Origin of the sequence: Exiguobacterium sp. JMULE1 (genome assembly GCF_013337175.1) — a bacterium.
Lineage (GTDB): Bacteria > Bacillota > Bacilli > Exiguobacteriales > Exiguobacteriaceae > Exiguobacterium_A > Exiguobacterium_A indicum.
On the sequence record NZ_SGWC01000002.1, the window covers coordinates 1,327,094 to 1,343,806 of the forward strand.

Genomic DNA, 16,713 nt, shown 5'->3' on the forward strand with positions numbered 1-16,713 from the left:
CTTTCTCACGACGAAAGCTTGATCGTTTCGTCTGTTTCCATCGTAAAATAATGCCGTTTCGTTCGATCCTGGACGATCCAAACGATCCATCCACCGATGAGCAGAAAGCTGACTGCAGCAATGGTATATGTTAATCGAATCGAGGTCTCGGCATAGAAACCGATCAACGCCGTCAAGAGAATGACACCAGCTGACTGCACGACGTGGATGCTACTGAGGAATCGTCCCATCGTTTCGACCGGAATGTGCGTTTGAGCGAACGTCATGAAGCCGGTGTTCGCAAACGCAAGGGCGAACGTCAGCAAGAAAAAGCCGATCGCTGCCGTCAGGAATGACGTCGCTGTGGCAAAGATCACATAACCGATCGGTGTCATCAGTGCTCCGAATTGAATCAAGAAGCGGAGCGACAAGCGATGCGTGAAGATCGCATTGACGGCAGAACCACAGATGATGCCGATTCCGGCGATGCTGACGAGAAATCCATACGTGCTCTCATCCAGCTGCAGGACGATCGTCGCAAACGAGGCTTCGAGCGAATCGAGTCCGCTCATCAGGACGATCATCAGCGCATAGAAGGCGTAAACGAGCGTGATATAGCGTCGCGTCCGTGCAAACTGAAGCGTCTCTTTCCAGTCCGCAAGAATCAATTGGAGTGAGAAGGGTGTCGCTGGAGTCATCACCTGGCGGACGTCGGGCAAGACGAATAGTAAGGCAGCAGAACACAACAGCGCTCCTGCATTCAGGACGATTGCCGTCTCCGGAGAACCAATCAAAAATAAGAATCCAGCAATCGACGGTCCGAGAATAAAACCTGCCGACTGAATGAAATTTTTCAACGCATTGAACCGTTGGCGGCTGTTCTCCGTGACGAGCTTCGTCATGTAGATCAACGACGATGTCTCAAACAGCGTGTTGCCGATGTTCAGGATAAAGACAAGCGCATAGAGGACATACAACGAATCGATCAGTGTCAGTGAAAAGACGAGCGCGGCACGCGCGACGTCAAGCATGACGAGCAAGCGGCGCTGATTTATCCGATCAACGACACTACCAGACCAGAGGCTCGTCAACAGTGCGGAGATTGGCAATAGAATATAGAGAACGGAGACGGCGAACGCAGATCCCGTTCGTTCGAGGACTATTAAATTCAAGGCGATGAAGTAGACCCAAGCGCCGACGTTCGAGACACCGACACCAAGTAATAGCAACCCAGGGTATTTCCAATTTGACATATGACACACTCCTTTTTTATTGTGTTTTAAGCCAATAAAAAAATCCCACCTCCAAGACGTTGGTCTTGGGGACGAGACTGTACGTGTCGTGGTGCCACCCCTGTTCGCGAGACCGTCACCGGTATCGCCTTCATCGGTACGACCGTTTTCAAACGGCAAATACCTGAGCTCGATAACGGGAGCACCCGTCACGATATCCCCGATTCGGTTCCACCGTGCTGCTCAGAGGCTTGGTTCGGTCAATGGCTGATGCTCCTTTCCACCAATCGGAGCTCTCTAGGAAAAGCCGAGATGACGTACTGTTCTCTTCGACGCGTTTGAATCATGTAATTTTTACCATCCTATCATGAGTTTCCTGAACCTGTAAATAGGAAATTGAAATGAATCAGTTGACAACGGAAAGAAAGGATTGTAAATTAGGAGCATGAATTTAAATGTTTAAACGTTTAAACGGAGGCGCTATGAGAAAAAATGAACAGGATGTACAAGCTCTAGACGCAGCGGTAGGGTATTTTCAAGATGCGATTCCGATCTTTCAAGTCTTATCGGATGTCAATCGTCAAGCGATCATCATTGAATTGGCACGGTACGATCGTTTGAACGTCAGTCAATTGGATGAAAAAATTTCGTTATCTCGACCAGCGATTTCGCATCACCTGAAAGTATTGCGGGCAGCAGGAATCGTCGCTTCTGAGAAAGTCGGTACGGAGAACTACTATTATCTGACTTTACAAGAAGCGGTCAACGTCTTAAAAACATTGACGGCAGCCATTGAAGAAGATTGTATCCTACGCTGAACGAGGCTCTTTTCTCACACATGAGAAGAGAGTTTGATTTTACACTAAACGTTTAAATGTTTAAACGAAAGAACATAATGAAAGTGAGCGATGAATGATGCAACATCCAACCATGATTTTACAAGATCAAGCCGTAACCGAAGAAGTCTATAGTGGGAAACGTGCGTTCTTTGATGCAGGGAAAACGAAGACGATCGATTTTCGGTTACGTCAGCTCGAACGGCTGGAACAGTTAGTCCGATCAAACGAAGAACGGATTCTCGTAGCATTAGCAAAAGATTTAGGAAAACCGACATTTGAAGCTTACACGTCAGAAATCGGCGTGCTCTATCAAGAGCTACGTGAAGCGAAAAAACAATTGGCGCGCTGGATGGAGCCGAAGCGAGTCGCAACACCACTCGTCCTGCAGCCGTCAAAGAGCTTCATTCGGCACGATCCGCTCGGCGTCGTCTTGATCATCGGACCATGGAATTACCCGTTCCAATTGTTGCTTGCACCCGTCATCGGCGCAATCGCAGCCGGGAACTGCATCGTCTTGAAACCGTCGGATTTGACACCGCATACGTCGGGTTTGATTGCAGAGCTCATCGAAACGACGTTCGATCCAGACTATATCAGTGTCGTTCTCGGTGATGGGGCAGTCGTTGGTGACCAGTTACTCGATCGATTCCGCTTCGACCATGTCTTCTTTACGGGAAGCCCGGGTGTCGGACGACATATCGCCATGAAGACGGCTGCCAAACTGGTACCGGCGACACTTGAGCTTGGCGGGAAGAGTCCCGTCATCGTCGATAAGAGTGCCAATCTGCAGATAACAGCGAAACGGATCGTCTGGTCGAAATTTTTCAATGCTGGTCAAACGTGTGTCTGTCCGGATTATCTGCTCGTTGAAGAGACGGTCAAGGATGCGTTGATCCAGTTGCTAAAAGCAGAAATCAGACGTGCTTTCGGAGCGGATCCACAAATGAGTGAAAGTTATGGACGCATCATCAATGAGCGCCGCGTACACGCTCTGCAACGTCTGATGCAACAAGGCACGATCGTTCACGGAGGACGAATCGATTTAGCGGATCGCTACGTGGAGCCAACATTGCTTGACGCTGTATCGCTTGAGGACGACATCATGAAAGAAGAAATCTTCGGTCCGTTACTTCCGATCGTATCGTTCAGCTCACCGGAACAAGCTGTCTCGATCATTCGTCGCAATCGTTATCCACTCGCCTTATATCTCTATACGGAATCATCGGAGATGGAATCCTACTTCTTGGAGCACGTCGAGTTCGGAGGAGGATGTATCAACAATGGCATGGTGCATCTGATGAACGCTGAACTGCCGTTTGGTGGAGTCGGTGGTAGCGGGATGGGGGCGTATCACGGCAGACACACCTTTGAGACGTTCTCGCATGCGAAGAGCATCGTCAAAACGTCGACGAAACTAGATCCATCATTACGCTACGCACCGTATACGTCGAAAAAAATGACTATCGCAAAACGTTATTTTGCACGCTAAGTCCAACAACAAAGGAGAATCCACAATGAAACAAAAGAAAACGATTGTCATCACAGGAGCATCTAGCGGAATCGGACGGGCAACCGTCGAACGGTTCAGTCAGGAAGGATGGCATGTCGCAGCAACGATGCGAAAGCCGGAGACGTCAAGCGACCTCGCCTCGTTACCGGGCGTTCGCTTGTATGCACTGGATGTCACGGACGAGAGGAGCATTCGTCTAGCCTTTGAAGCCATCACAAACGATTTCGGTACGATCGATATCCTGTTGAACAATGCAGGGTACGGTGCGGTCGGGATCTTCGAGGAGGCGACACCGGAGCAAATCAAGCGTCAGTTCGATACGAACGTCTTCGGCGTCATGAACGTGACGCGTCAGGCATTGCCACTCTTTCGAAAACAGCGAAAGGGGAAGATCGTGACCGTGACATCCGTCGGGGGACAAGTCACGTTTCCAATCTATAGCCTGTACCACAGCTCGAAATGGGCTGTTGAGGGATTCATGGAATCGTTGCATTATGAGCTTGCTCCGCTCGGGATCGCCGTCAAACTGATCGAACCAGGACCGATCAAGACCGACTTCTACGGACGGTCGCAAGATCTCGTGCAAACGGACATCGCGGATTACTCCACCTATATGAAAACGGCACTCAAAAATTCGAACGCAGCAGGAGAAGAAGCCGAAGGACCGGAAGTCGTCGCGGGTGCGATTCACCGTGCCGTGATGGATGACTCGAAAAAGATGCGATATCCTGTCGGCAAGAATGCAGCGAACTTAATTCGATTGAAACGATTCTTGCCGCACGCGGTCTTTTTCCGAATCGTCCGTCGTGTCATCGAAAAAGCATGATTAGTCGAGACTGACGCAAAAAAGAATGAGGTAAGGATGGTAGATCATCATTCTGCCATCCTTATTTTTATAGGGACTAACTTTTGAATCAGCCTCGTTAACCGATTGATCCGTTGACAAGCGATCGGTCGCTTCATATAGTTTAGTTAACTTAACTATAAGGAAAGGGAGTCTGATTCATGGCAGTGCTGAGGAATCAACGCTTTGTCTTCATGTGGTTGTCCGGTATGACATTAACGCTCGGTTTTGCGATCTTCTTCTTGAGTGTGTCGTGGTTGACGATTGATGTCTTGCGACAGCCTGCTTTGCTTGGTCTGATATTAACAGCCGTGTCGTTGCCCCGGGTCATCATGATGGTGTTTGGTGGCGTGTTCGCCGATCGATTCCAGAAGAGCCGTCTTCTTTTTTGGACGAATCTCGGACAGGCGTTCTTGATGCTTGGTGTCGTGCTCTTACATTATGCCGATGCGTACTCGGTAGGGACACTCTTGTTGATTTCTGTCGTGTTTGGCATTTTGGATGGCATGTCTTATCCTGCTTTATCGTCCTTGTTGCCGTCTCTCGTCCCTGCGTCGCAATTACAGCGGGCGAATTCCTTATTTCAAGGATCACTCGAATTGATGTTCGTCATCGGTCCGTTTCTCGCAGGACTTCTGCTGACGCAAGGGGGATTTGGACTGAGCTTCGGGACAGCGATGATCTTAATCTTTATTGCAGCCGTACTGGTCCTGCCGCGGCTAATTCGCGATCCTATTCCTGATACCTCCGTCCTCTCGATACGTCAGGTCTTACGCGACTTGCGTGAAGGGATTCGATATGTCAAAGAGACGCCCGTCTTACGTGCCGGTACGTTGTCGATTGCCATCGTCAATCTATTCGTCATGGGACCGTTGATCATGAGCATCCCGATTCTCGTCGGCGCAGCGAAAGGGTCAGCAGCGGATCTCAGTCTCATCGAAGGTGGTCTTGCTGTCGGGACATTTGTTGCCAGTGTCGTCGTGTTGTTTCTAAGGTCGATTCATCGCGGTCGGTTCGTCTTTCGTACGCTGTTTTTGACGTTAGGTGCTTTCTTGCTGTACACCCAGGTGGCATCGATTCCGTTACTTGCCTTCACGGCGGCGATGAGTGGATTTTTGTTGATGCTCGTTTATCTGCCGACCGTGACGATTTTACAGGAGCGGAGTGATCCGGATAAGATCGGACGCGTCATGAGCATCATGGCGCTTGCCGCTTCCGGTCTAGAACCGATTGCGTTCGCGGTCTTATCGCTGCTAGTCGCGATCGAAATTCCTATCCAGTTCCTACTGATTGCGTTCGCAGTGATTGGTGTCGTCTGTGGTCTGTTACTCTATCGCAGAAGTCGAGATTTTCGGAACATTTCATGACAGGAGGAAAACAATGGAAGGATCAAAAAAACAGGACATCTTGACGATGTATCGGCGTATCGATGAACTAGATCTTCAGCTGGCGAAGTTTTTCGCAGCGTTGAATCCGTTTGCTTTGAGTCAACAACAGGAACAGCTACTGCTATTGTTCAAACGAAAAGACTCCTGGACGTCGACGGAAATCGCACGAACGATGGGAATCTCGAAGAGTGCGGTCAGTCAAGTACTCAAGATTTTGGAAGAACGTACATTCATCAAGCGTCGAAAGAATCCAGCAAACTTAAGGGAAAGTTTCATCCAACTCGATACGAATGGGGTAGCCTACTTGCGAAAGATGGATGAGATTGAAGAGCAATTGGCGGAGGAGATGACGACGATTCTTGACGAAATGGAACTGGACATCATCAATCGTTCCCTTGTGCGCATGATTGATCGATTTCAGGAACTCCATCGATCGTAAGTAAACGGATTTTCATAATCAGAACGAATCAAATGGGAAAATCCTGGAATGATTTGTATGATACGCTAAGTCATAAGTGATTCAGAAACACCTTTTATATTGATTCACTGAAAGGAGAATGACAGTGAAATTCTTTATACTTAGCGTATTGCCACTACTTGTCGTACTCAGCACGCCACTCTTCTCGATGACTGAGCCAATCTCACAAACGCTCTACTTTTTGGTAGTGTTCTTACTGACATGTCTGTCGGCGATGATGCTCGTTGAGCGACAACGTTTTTTCAAGCGTTTGAATACAGTACGACCGCTATACGGGATCGTGATCGGAATTCTTGGGCTTACTAGTTTTATTGGGATACTGATCTGGCTCTCGCCAGTCTTGTTGCAGACTGGTCTTGGAGGTCGCATCCTGACGTTCATATTGATGTATCTTGGAATCTTGATTCTTGGTTTCATCACCGGTTGTTTCTTCGAAGGCATTACGCGCCAACCGAAGGATCAATTGATTCGCCCGGTCTTTCTGTTCATCGGGACAGGGTATATAATCTTGACTGTCTTTGGCATTTTGCAACTTTATCACCAAGCAGGATGAAATAACCCCCTTGACGTCATCGTACGTCAAGGGGGTTATTGTTTCACTGCACTTTCAGTAAGAATCCGAATTGTCCGTCTCCTTGTTTCCAGCGCGAGTTTAGTTCGTACGCATAGAGACCAGGTTCTGTCGGGACGTTGAATTGGTCATCTTTCAATACAACAGGAGATTTCTTTTTCTGTTCGTCCCATTGTGTTAGCTTAACTTCTTCTGGATTGCCTGATAATTTGACGCGAACGGATGCGCCGGCAGAAACATTAACTGCTTTTTGTCCATTTGCCATATCGAGTCCATCGCGGTAAATTTTATCACCGCATCGACTGCGAAGTAAGCTATCCCAGCAGTAAGACCCTTGGACGGTCGGAACATCCTTTCCGTTTGCCTCGACTTCGGGATTCGGTGGCGCACCACGGAACGGTTCGAAAACGATGACGCAAACGACGAGGATCAGTAGGACGGCTAATGTTAAACCACGTTTCATGAGGCACCCCCCAATGGATTTTCTTTATTTTACCAAAATATAGAAAGGGAACATTGCTGCCTTTTCAATTGAGGTCATTCATTTTTTTAAAAACTGTAGGCGATGTCGCTTCCTAGTCAGGTTCTATTCACTCTCAAGTCAAACCGTATTTATCGAGGTGAGATTCCTTTGATGATTACTTCTGAGAAATTCGACATGTAAGGTAAGAGTTGCTCGTAAATCTGGGGATGTGACAGACCTTCCGCAAGTGTTTGGAAATAGAGTAGCAAAAACTCATCGGAATACTTCAAGTCGATCTTCTGTTCCTTACGACCACGGTGAAATAAATCAAGCATCATCGCGTGACTATCACTTGCGAATTTCTCCACTAGTACTGACAAACCATCATCCTGTTTCGTTGTGATTTGTCGCATCATCTCAAGATAAAACGATTCATCGAGATTCTTCAGAAATCGTAATTTATTGAAGCTGATCTCAAGAAGCGTTTTTTCGAAAGACTCATTTTTAGATAAGATGACCTCTACGGATGTACTCATCTCCGTAATGAACCGTTTATAGACTTCTTGGACCAATGCCTCTTTATTACCGAAGTATTTGAAAATCGTCGTTTTAGCGACATTTGCCTGTTTGGCAAGTTCATTGACTGTCATTGTCTTATGACCATCTTGTTGATTCATCAAGCGAAACGCTGTATCGAGAATCTGTTTTTTCTTTTCTTCTGTTCGTTTTTCAAAACCATTCATTTGTCTCACCTCTTAAAAAAAATACTTCTCCTTCTAGTGTAATGGATTAGAAATGGACTATCAAATTATCTTTAGTACATTATTATCTTTACATGCAAAAAAAAAATATAAAATGAACTTAAATAGATTGAATAGTATTTTATTTAAGCTGATTGCATTAGTTTGAAACCACAATTATTGATTTAGTTTGTTTTAAGTCTGAATTTAGAGATGAAGAGAGGAAGGAAGAAACATGAATCCGATTATTGAACTAAAAGGAGTTAAAAAGAAATTCTCGAAATTTCAAGCTTTATCCGACGTCACGTTCTCGGTTCAACGAGGTGAAGTGATTGGCTTTATCGGTCCGAACGGTGCAGGGAAATCAACGACAATTCGGACGTTGCTCGGGATCATCAAACGAGATGCGGGAAAGGCGGAAATCTTCGGGAAGGATGTCTGGCGCGATAGTGTTGAGATCCATAAAAGAATCTCATATGTGCCAGGGGACGTCGCATTATGGGGGAAGCTGACGGGTGGAGAAATCATTGATCTATTCATGAAGTTACACGGTGGTGGAGACCAAGCGAAGCGTGATGCTCTAATCGATCGCTTTGAACTTGATCCAAAAAAGAAGGCGAAAAGTTATTCGAAAGGAAATCGGCAAAAAGTCGGTCTGATTGCCGCGTTAGCAGTCGATTCCGATCTCTACATATTCGATGAACCAACATCCGGTCTTGATCCATTGATGGAATCTGTTTTTCAAGAAGAGGTAGAAAAAATCAAACAAGCTGGAAAATCGATTTTATTGTCATCGCACATTCTCAGCGAAGTCGAACGACTAGCGGATCGTGTCGTCATCATTCGAAAAGGCGAAATCGTTGAGACGGGAACGTTACAAGAACTGAGACATTTGACACGATCGGTCATCACTTTAGAGACGAAACAGGATCTTTCATTGATTAAAAACTTGGACGGTGTTCATGACTTCACGCAGCGCAGTATAAATCAGGCAGTATTTTCAATGGATTCTTCTCGCATGAATGCGGTTCTGACAGAGGCGATAAAACTGGAAGTAGTTCATTTAGAAGCAGTGCCTCCATCACTAGAGGATCTGTTCATGCGCCATTACGAAAAATAACGACGGTATATACTACGTGCTGCAGATGATAAAGAGGAGGAAGACGAATGCGATTTCAATTTACCTGTTGGCAGATCCTGTTGTCTCAGTATCTCCGACGGGATAGCAAAAAAATCATAATATGGACGCTCGGTGTGACCTTATTTACGGTTGGCTTTATTCCTTCATTCGAAGAGATGGCGAAAGGGGATAGTCTGCGTGGATTATATGAAACCTTGAAAAATCCAGCGATGATCTCGATGATCGGTACGACGCCTGTTTCAATAGCGGACTATACGTTAGGCGCCATGTTCTCACATCAAATGCTCATCTTCTGTGCATTATTGTCGATGGTCTTATCGTCACTCCATGTCATTCAACACACACGGAAGGAAGAAGATTTAGGGCTGACGGAGTTGATGCGTTCTTTTCAAATCGGACGACAAGCCAATTCACTCGCTATTCTAATTGAAGTGATTTTAATCAATCTTAGTATTTCGATACTGATTAGCGGTGCGTTGATTGCTTTTCAAGTCGAGACGTTTTCAAATGCGGGTGCAGCTTTATTCGGTCTTTCGGTTGGGGTTGCAGGGATCTTAGGTGCAATGTTTGCCTTACTGATTGCTCAAATCATGCCGTCGTCTTCTAGTGCGACGGCAGGTGTGATGGGCTGGATTGGTATTCTTTATTTAGGACGCGCCGGTACGGATGTATCGAATGACCAACTATCAGTGCTCAATCCGCTGGGATGGACGTACTTGACCTATCCATTCACGGAGAACAATTGGCTGTTTCTCGTAATGGCGATCGGAGTGAGTTTCATTTTGATGACCGTGGCTCTAGTTCTTGAAAATCATCGGGACATGGGCGCTGGGTATCTGCCTGAAAAAGAGGGTCGTGCTACAGCCAACCCATCCTTGTTATCGATCCGTGGTCTGTTGATTCGGATTAGTCGCGGGAGTATCATCGCATGGATGGTCGCTTTTCTAGTCATGGCTCTTGCGTATGGTTCGATTTATGGAGACATGCAGACATTCATTGACAGCAATACAGCCATCCAGCAGATGTTCACGGTTTCAGGTGTTACGGTTGAAGAATCCTTTACCGGCACAATCATGATGATCATGATGGTCCTCGTTGCAATCCTACCGATTACGCTCATGAACCGGTTATACACCGAAGAGGACCGTCGGCGCTTGAGTCCGTTGTTCGCGACGAAAGTCTCACGACAGCAACTGTACTGGAATACAATCGGTTTAGCTGTCGCGTCATCTCTCATCTCGATGTTCATCGTCATCAGTAGTCTAGGTTTTACTGCCATTTCAGTGATGGGACCGGACGCGACCATGACATTCACTGACTTTTTCATTGCCGGAATCAACTATCTGCCATCAGTTCTCCTGTTTCTTGGATTGGCTGCTCTTTTCATCGGGTGGCGACCAACGTGGAGCAAGTTAACCTATGTATATGTGACCTATTCCTTCTTTATTGGGTATTTCGGTGGAATCATCGACTTACCAAAATGGGTGGAGTATACGGCGATCCAAGGATTGATTCCGCAAGTACCGACGGAAGACTTCGATGGAATACTGTTCGGTGTCCTGCTCGTAGTAGCATGTCTACTTGTTGTCATCGGTCAAGTCGGATATGCACGTCGTGATTTTCAGGAAGGATCTTAAACGAAGCAGCCTGTCTCGATTTAGTGGCGAGACAGGCTGCTGACGTATTAAGGCGAGGTATATTTCATCACTTGGAAAACACCTGAAGTCGCTCATTCATTAGTTCCGCGACATAAATCGTTCCATCCGAACCGACCGCGATGTCGTGCGCGATCCGGAGTTGTCCCGCTTCTTTGCCCCATGCACCAAATCGTTTCTCGATCTTTCCTTGTTTGTTCAAGATGACGATTTGGCTTTGCGCGTTCTTTTTTTGTCCATTAAGATAGTTTCCACCATCGGCGACGTAGACTTTACCGTTCGCACCGACTTCGATCCCGTACGGTCGACCGAGTTCTTTTGACGACCACGTATCGATGTGTTTGCCATTTCGATCAAAGACTTGAACCCGGGCGTTGTCCCGGTCCGCCACATAGAGATTCATCTCATCGTCGCTACTGATCCCATGCGGCAGATTGAACTGTCCGTCTTGTTTGCCGAGTTCATTGACTTCCCATTTGACTGCTCCTTTTGGATCAAACATGACGATGCGACTATTCCGGTAGCCGTCAGATACGGCGAACGAGCCGTCCTTGAAAACGGTGACGTCTGTCGGGCGAGCGAACGTCTTTTCATCTAGCTGAAGCGGGATGCTTGGCAAGACGTTTCGGATGCGCAGACCGACTTCCGTGAACGGACCATATGCGTTTCCGAACGTTTGCAAGACTTTACCGGACGCATCGAGCTTGAAGACTTGGTTCAGACTGATGTCGGTAATCCAGATATTGTTTTGGTCATCGACTTCGAGACCGTGCGGTGACTTGAATAGTCCTGCACCTAACCGCTTCTTCACCTGCATCGTCTTTCCGTCGAGCACGATCAATGTCGGTTCTGTGATGTAGGTGTCATCCCCGTATGAATTACTACCTCGGTGTAAATAGTAGACGTCACCGTTCGGAGCAACAGCGACGCCGCTCGCTTCCCCGGCAATCGAACGATCGCGCGTTTCTAGTGGCCAAGCGACCTGTCCGCGATACGTCGTATCTTTTGGGATGGGTGGATAGTTGTCTTTCATGACGGGATCTGCGCCACCTCTCGACCAGGAAATACCCAGTACCGTGATGGTTGCTAACGTCCCCATAAAGATCAATCGTTTTTTCATGCATCGTTCCTCCAGACGTGAATTCGTATCCATATTATATCTAGATATTAAACGAGGACGAATCGTTCTATAGGAGGAGACAGCGGGTTACGGAAGCAGGATATTAAAATCGAGATGAAGGGGTAAAGAATAGAGATATCATATGGAGGGAAGAAAGTGAGGCAAAAACATGAAGGCAGTCACCGTAACGGGGCATGGTGGGCTTGAGCAGCTCGCCTATATCGATCAAGAGACACCACAACCGAAACAAGGCGAGGTACTGATTGAAATCAAAGCTTGTGCCTTGAACAATACAGAAATTTGGATGCGGGAAGGCGCCTATGGTGCGGAGAGTGAATCCGGCTGGAAAGCAGAAGGGGTGCAGTTCCCTCGGATTCCCGGTTCAGACATTAGCGGACGGATTGTCACGGTCGGAGACGGTGTCGCCGAGACGGAAATCGGACGCGACGTCGTCTTGTTCCCGTTCACGGCGAGTGGAGAAATCGCTGACGAACAGAGTGCCGAGGACTTATCATTCATCGGTTCCGAGTACGACGGCGGATACGCAGAGTATGTCTGCTGGCCGCTAGAACTCTGTTACGACATGCCGCTTGCTTCCTATACGGACAGTGCCGTCTTCTCGGTCAGTGGATTGACGGCGTGGCACATGGTCGAACAACTTGACTTACAACAAGGACAGACGTTACTTGTAACAGGTGCCAGTGGTGGTGTCGGCTCACTCAACGTCCAGATTGCGAAACGGGTCTTCGGAGCCCGTGTCGTCGCACTCGTCGGTGACTTGAAGCTGACGGATCAATTGCACGAACTCGGGGCGGACCTGGTCGTTTCCTACCGTGAGCCGGACTGGGATCAGCAGATCATGAAAGAAGTCGGTCCGGTCGATGCGATTCTCGACGTCGTCGGCGATGCGGTGTTTAAACAAGGACTGGATCTGCTGAAGCGCGGCGGAACGTACTGTATTTCCGGATCTTCCGGGGGGCAGGTGACGTCGCTCGATTTTCGGACGCTTTATTTAAAACATATCCGCCTACAAGGATCCGTCCTTGGCAATCGCCATGATTATGAGAAATTACTGGAGGCCGTTCGGACTCAGACGATTCAGCCCGTCATCGACCGGACGTTCCCGCTCGCTGAAGCGCGAGAAGCCCAAGCGTACTTCAAACGAGCTGGCAAATTCGGCAAGGTCGTCTTGCTACCATAAGAGAAACCGAACAAAACGAGCTATCCTCTTCCTGTGATGGAAAGGATAGCTCGTTTTCGTATCGTTAACGATTTGGCAAGATGTAAAAAAGCGTGACGGTCGAGCTGACAGGCTCCTCTTCCGTATAATCGATGAATTCCTCCTGTGATTCATGAATCGTATACCGGTTGCCCGGCAAGAGTTCGGTTACCCAGGTCGGAACGTGTGAAGCGAGAGGGAACGACTGAATCCGCTCAAGTGGGAATGGGGTTCCGTCCGGATTCGTCGAGTGGACATGTAGTGCGTCTTGTGAAGCATCCTCGAGGACAATCGTTATGTAAAGCTGATGTTCAATCTGTTTTTCCGCTAGTTTTTGTTGCATGTCCTGCATAGCGCTCAATGCAATCCGAAGATGTGCTTTACGAATACGCAGACTCGCGTTGCCATGTCCATAAAAGTCAGGATGCTCGTGCCAGTCGTTAAACCAAACGTCTGAATCAATATAGGCTGGAGAAGAAAAACTGTTGAATTCAAGCTCGAGATTTTTAAAGTAACGGCGTTTGCCGCGGAATTTTTTCATGAGCAATGTACCTTTCAGTTAAGGGATTTTTATTTTTCATATGGGAAATAAGGCGAACACACTAAAAACGGGTAAATAAAAACCAATGACTTAAATGTTGTGACTCGTTTTTAAGTGACGAACTGATTGCGCGGACGTTCCCGGTGTCGTAATCGCCACCGCCTTGTTGACAATGGTCTATACGATTGATTACGCCATTATGAATCAGAACATGACCTACGCGCTCGGTGCAGATATCTGTTTCTGATCAACTGTAGTTTTATTTTGATCGCGACGTTGATCGGTGTCAAATAGCTCCTACGGACGGATTAAAGTTTACAGATCCAGTCATCAAAACGAATTGATTATTTCCTGATCTCTGACTTGAATCAACTTGATCCTGACCAACTAGAGAAATTGTTCAATGAACGTGTGCCGTAATGACGGAACTGAGGAGGAGAGAGCATGCTGGCGTTCTTTATTTTGATCCGAAATTTTTTTCATGTCATTCGTATCTTATTCAAGCAAGAAGAACAGAAGGCATTGATGATCATGGTCGGGGCACTTTTTTTGATTGGAACGGTCTTCTATCACAATGTCGAACAGTTCAGTATTCTGGACGCCTTTTATTTCTCCGTCATGACGCTCGCGACGGTCGGATACGGGGATCTCGTCCCACAGACAGCGTTCGGTAAATTGTTTTCGATCGTTTACGTCATGCTTGGCGTAGGTGTTCTCAGTGCCGTCATCGTAAACGTCAATATGGCATTAAAACAATATCACCGGGAGAAGAAAAAGGAGCAGAAATAAAACCGGATCTGATGTACTTCTTGCAATGATCCGCGGAGCAATCGTTGAGTTCTATATAGAGGAACTTCTAACGAAACATTTTGGAAATCCTCTCTCATTATGCGATAAATAAATTTATGACTTACTAAATTATTCGTTATTTGTCTTATGGATTGAATGAATCTATACTTTTTAGAAAGACCAAGCAAAAGGAGAAACCATATGATTGATTTTGAATGGTATCGCAGTTTCATTCATGTTTACCAACAGCGTTCCGTCTCGGCAGCGGCAAGAATTCGTTTTTTGACGCAACCGGCGGTCAGCCAGCATATCGCGGCACTAGAAGCAGAACTGGAGACATCCTTGTTCATCCGTGCGCCACGGCAAATGATTCCGACGGACGCGGGAACAGCTCTCTATACACAAGTCGTCGGATTGATTGATCGGCTCGAGGAATTATCGCTTGAGATGAAGTACGAAGCAGGGGAACAACCTCGTCCGGTCTTGAAATTCGGGGGACCGACGGAATTCGTCACGCATGGGATCGTGCCGAAGCTACCGCTCGATGTCGCACAGTTCACGGCAGTCTTTGATTTGACGGTTCCTCTTTTGCAACGCTTGCTTGCGAATGAGCTCGACTTCATCATCGCAACGAAGCGGATCGATGAGCCGGGCGTCCAGTACGTCCCGATTGCTGACGAACGCTTTCATTTGATCGCCCCGATTGGCTACGATGCTCCGGAAGCGGATCTAAAGGAATGGATGGACCGTCAGCGCTGGATTAGCTACGGACTTGAGCTGCCGATCATTCGTCGGTACTATCAGACGCAGTTCGGAGAACGACCTGGGATCCGTCCGGAAATGATCTTACCGAATGTCGATGCGATACTAAAAGCGATCGAAGCAGGACACGGGATTAGCGTTTTGCCCGATTATCTCGTCGAGGCAGCGGTCAGTGCTCGACGAGTACAGCGGATTGCGCCGGAACGATTCGCGACGAATCAGTTATATGTCGCCTATCGAACGGACTCGCGCCACAATCCGGTTTTGCAACAGGTGATTAAGGCGTTAGGTTGAATCGTATGAAAAAAGTCCAATCCACAAGCAAATGCTGAGAGGATTGGACTTTTTTGTATGAAATATACATTACTTTGATACGTCATCTAAGAACGTCACGTTTCGATCAACGACGAGATTGGCACTGTCTGCTCGATAGGCTTGATAGTGCGATGATGCGACATGCTGATCGAAAGCGTCTTGATCACGCCATTGTTCATAAAAGTAGAAGACGTTCGGATTGTCGATGGCGCGATGTGTCTGATACGTCAGGCACCCTTCTTCTGCACGCGAAGGTACGATCACACCTTCGATGATAGAAGCGAGCTGTTCGCCTTGATTCGGATGCGCTTCGATTCGGGCAATCAGTTGAATCATCGATAGAACCTCCTATGAAAAGAGATCCTTCATCCAAAGGATCCCTTGTTTTGATTAGTTGAGTGTATTGATGACGGCTTTCGCGACCGCAATCGTAGATTGTGGATTTTGACCCGTGACAAGGTTTCCGTCGACTTGGACGTTTTCCGTGAAGTTGTCAGCCGTGATGATATTCGCACCGAGTTCACGAAGACGTGTCTCGAGCAAGAATGGCATGTAGACGTCAAGACCTGTCGCGCGTTCTTCTTCATCCGTGAACGTTGCGATCGTCTTTCCAGCGACGAGTGGTGTTCCGTCTGAGAGTGTCGCACTGACGAGTCCAGCGGGTCCGTGGCAGACCGCAGCGACCGTCTTATTCGCTTCAAACAATGTCCGAAGGGCGTTGTTTAAGGCATCACTTTGTGGCAAGTCGAACATCGTACCGTGTCCACCTGGCATGAAGATTGCATCAAATGTTGAGAAGTCCTGGATTGATTTCAAATCAAGTGTCTCTTTCAAGAGTGGAGCTGTCGCTTGGATCTCAGCTGGAACTTCGTCTTCAAGGCTCCGAGCGTCGATTGGTGATTCGCCGCCGTTCGGACTTGCGACCGTTACCGTATATCCTGCGTTTTTGAATTCGATGTACGCTTCCGCGAACTCAGACAACCAAAGTCCAGTTGCGTGACCTTCCTTCATTTCTTTTGCGTTCGTGACGACCATTAAGATGTGTTTACTCATGATATGTTCCTCCTTTTTCGTTTGCCGATTGGCTACGTGATTAGAATACGCCCGCATGAATCAAAAAACAAATT

At 47.4% G+C, this 16,713-nt stretch carries 18 protein-coding genes; 11 read left to right on the forward strand and 7 right to left on the reverse strand.

Annotation, left to right across the window (positions count from 1 at the left end; genetic code table 11):
• Window positions 1–5: 5 nt before the first annotated feature.
• Window positions 6–1,232, reverse strand: a complete 1,227-nt coding sequence (locus EXW93_RS07070; RefSeq protein WP_174316242.1) for an MFS transporter — start codon at window positions 1,230–1,232, stop codon at window positions 6–8.
• A gap of 434 nt (window positions 1,233–1,666) precedes the next feature.
• Between EXW93_RS07070 and EXW93_RS07075 the strand changes: the two genes are divergently transcribed.
• From EXW93_RS07075 to EXW93_RS07100, 6 genes are all read left to right on the forward strand, one after another.
• Complete coding sequence (locus tag EXW93_RS07075; RefSeq protein WP_023468128.1) at window positions 1,667–2,029, forward strand: ArsR/SmtB family transcription factor; 363 nt, start codon at window positions 1,667–1,669, stop codon at window positions 2,027–2,029.
• 97 nt (window positions 2,030–2,126) lie between these two features.
• Entirely contained in the window at window positions 2,127–3,539 is a 1,413-nt protein-coding gene (locus EXW93_RS07080; RefSeq protein ID WP_254606190.1) for an aldehyde dehydrogenase family protein, read from the forward strand.
• 25 nt (window positions 3,540–3,564) lie between these two features.
• Window positions 3,565–4,386 (forward strand): SDR family oxidoreductase, encoded by an 822-nt coding sequence (locus EXW93_RS07085; RefSeq protein ID WP_174316243.1) that lies wholly within the window; start codon window positions 3,565–3,567, stop codon window positions 4,384–4,386.
• Window positions 4,387–4,565: 179 nt separating this feature from the next.
• The gene (locus tag EXW93_RS07090; protein ID WP_174316244.1) at window positions 4,566–5,771 is read left to right on the forward strand and encodes an MFS transporter; all 1,206 of its coding nucleotides are present in this window, start codon (window positions 4,566–4,568) and stop codon (window positions 5,769–5,771) included.
• A gap of 13 nt (window positions 5,772–5,784) precedes the next feature.
• The gene (locus EXW93_RS07095) at window positions 5,785–6,231 is read left to right on the forward strand and encodes a MarR family winged helix-turn-helix transcriptional regulator (protein ID WP_035397643.1); all 447 of its coding nucleotides are present in this window, start codon (window positions 5,785–5,787) and stop codon (window positions 6,229–6,231) included.
• Window positions 6,232–6,355: 124 nt separating this feature from the next.
• Window positions 6,356–6,823, forward strand: coding sequence for a hypothetical protein (locus EXW93_RS07100; protein ID WP_058713514.1), 468 nt, complete (start codon window positions 6,356–6,358; stop codon window positions 6,821–6,823).
• A 43-nt stretch (window positions 6,824–6,866) separates the two neighbouring features.
• Here the strand turns inward: EXW93_RS07100 and EXW93_RS07105 are convergent, their stop codons facing one another.
• Together EXW93_RS07105 and EXW93_RS07110 are read right to left on the reverse strand one after the other, a co-directional pair.
• Complete coding sequence (locus tag EXW93_RS07105) at window positions 6,867–7,304, reverse strand: hypothetical protein (RefSeq protein ID WP_058713513.1); 438 nt, start codon at window positions 7,302–7,304, stop codon at window positions 6,867–6,869.
• Window positions 7,305–7,453: 149 nt separating this feature from the next.
• The gene (locus tag EXW93_RS07110) at window positions 7,454–8,047 is read right to left on the reverse strand and encodes a TetR/AcrR family transcriptional regulator (RefSeq protein ID WP_058713512.1); all 594 of its coding nucleotides are present in this window, start codon (window positions 8,045–8,047) and stop codon (window positions 7,454–7,456) included.
• A gap of 232 nt (window positions 8,048–8,279) precedes the next feature.
• Here EXW93_RS07110 and EXW93_RS07115 point away from each other — a divergent pair, with 232 nt between their 5' ends.
• Both EXW93_RS07115 and EXW93_RS07120 read left to right on the forward strand, forming a co-directional pair.
• Complete coding sequence (locus EXW93_RS07115; protein ID WP_058713511.1) at window positions 8,280–9,164, forward strand: ABC transporter ATP-binding protein; 885 nt, start codon at window positions 8,280–8,282, stop codon at window positions 9,162–9,164.
• Between the two features lie 47 nt (window positions 9,165–9,211).
• A complete protein-coding gene (locus tag EXW93_RS07120) occupies window positions 9,212–10,822 on the forward strand; it encodes an ABC transporter permease (RefSeq protein WP_058713510.1) in 1,611 nt (536 codons plus the stop codon).
• A 67-nt stretch (window positions 10,823–10,889) separates the two neighbouring features.
• Here the strand turns inward: EXW93_RS07120 and EXW93_RS07125 are convergent, their stop codons facing one another.
• Window positions 10,890–11,960, reverse strand: a complete 1,071-nt coding sequence (locus tag EXW93_RS07125) for a peptidyl-alpha-hydroxyglycine alpha-amidating lyase family protein (protein WP_058713509.1) — start codon at window positions 11,958–11,960, stop codon at window positions 10,890–10,892.
• Between the two features lie 169 nt (window positions 11,961–12,129).
• On the opposite strand from EXW93_RS07125, the gene EXW93_RS07130 reads away from it, so the two are divergent.
• Complete coding sequence (locus EXW93_RS07130; protein WP_058713508.1) at window positions 12,130–13,161, forward strand: zinc-binding dehydrogenase; 1,032 nt, start codon at window positions 12,130–12,132, stop codon at window positions 13,159–13,161.
• A gap of 64 nt (window positions 13,162–13,225) precedes the next feature.
• Here the strand turns inward: EXW93_RS07130 and EXW93_RS07135 are convergent, their stop codons facing one another.
• Entirely contained in the window at window positions 13,226–13,720 is a 495-nt protein-coding gene (locus tag EXW93_RS07135; RefSeq protein ID WP_023468137.1) for a hypothetical protein, read from the reverse strand.
• A 444-nt stretch (window positions 13,721–14,164) separates the two neighbouring features.
• Here EXW93_RS07135 and EXW93_RS07140 point away from each other — a divergent pair, with 444 nt between their 5' ends.
• On the forward strand, window positions 14,165–14,509 hold the full coding sequence (locus tag EXW93_RS07140; protein WP_058713507.1) for a potassium channel family protein: 345 nt from the start codon (window positions 14,165–14,167) through the stop codon (window positions 14,507–14,509).
• A gap of 201 nt (window positions 14,510–14,710) precedes the next feature.
• Window positions 14,711–15,565 carry a LysR family transcriptional regulator gene (locus EXW93_RS07145; RefSeq protein WP_174316245.1) on the forward strand — a complete coding sequence of 285 codons (855 nt, stop codon included), beginning with the start codon at window positions 14,711–14,713 and terminating at the stop codon, window positions 15,563–15,565.
• A 69-nt stretch (window positions 15,566–15,634) separates the two neighbouring features.
• On the opposite strand, the gene EXW93_RS07150 is transcribed toward EXW93_RS07145, so the two are convergent.
• Both EXW93_RS07150 and EXW93_RS07155 read right to left on the reverse strand, forming a co-directional pair.
• Window positions 15,635–15,922: a putative quinol monooxygenase gene (locus tag EXW93_RS07150; protein ID WP_174316246.1), complete on the reverse strand. Its 288-nt coding sequence runs from the start codon at window positions 15,920–15,922 to the stop codon at window positions 15,635–15,637.
• Window positions 15,923–15,976: 54 nt separating this feature from the next.
• The gene (locus EXW93_RS07155; protein WP_174316247.1) at window positions 15,977–16,639 is read right to left on the reverse strand and encodes a type 1 glutamine amidotransferase domain-containing protein; all 663 of its coding nucleotides are present in this window, start codon (window positions 16,637–16,639) and stop codon (window positions 15,977–15,979) included.
• Window positions 16,640–16,713 lie beyond the last annotated feature (74 nt).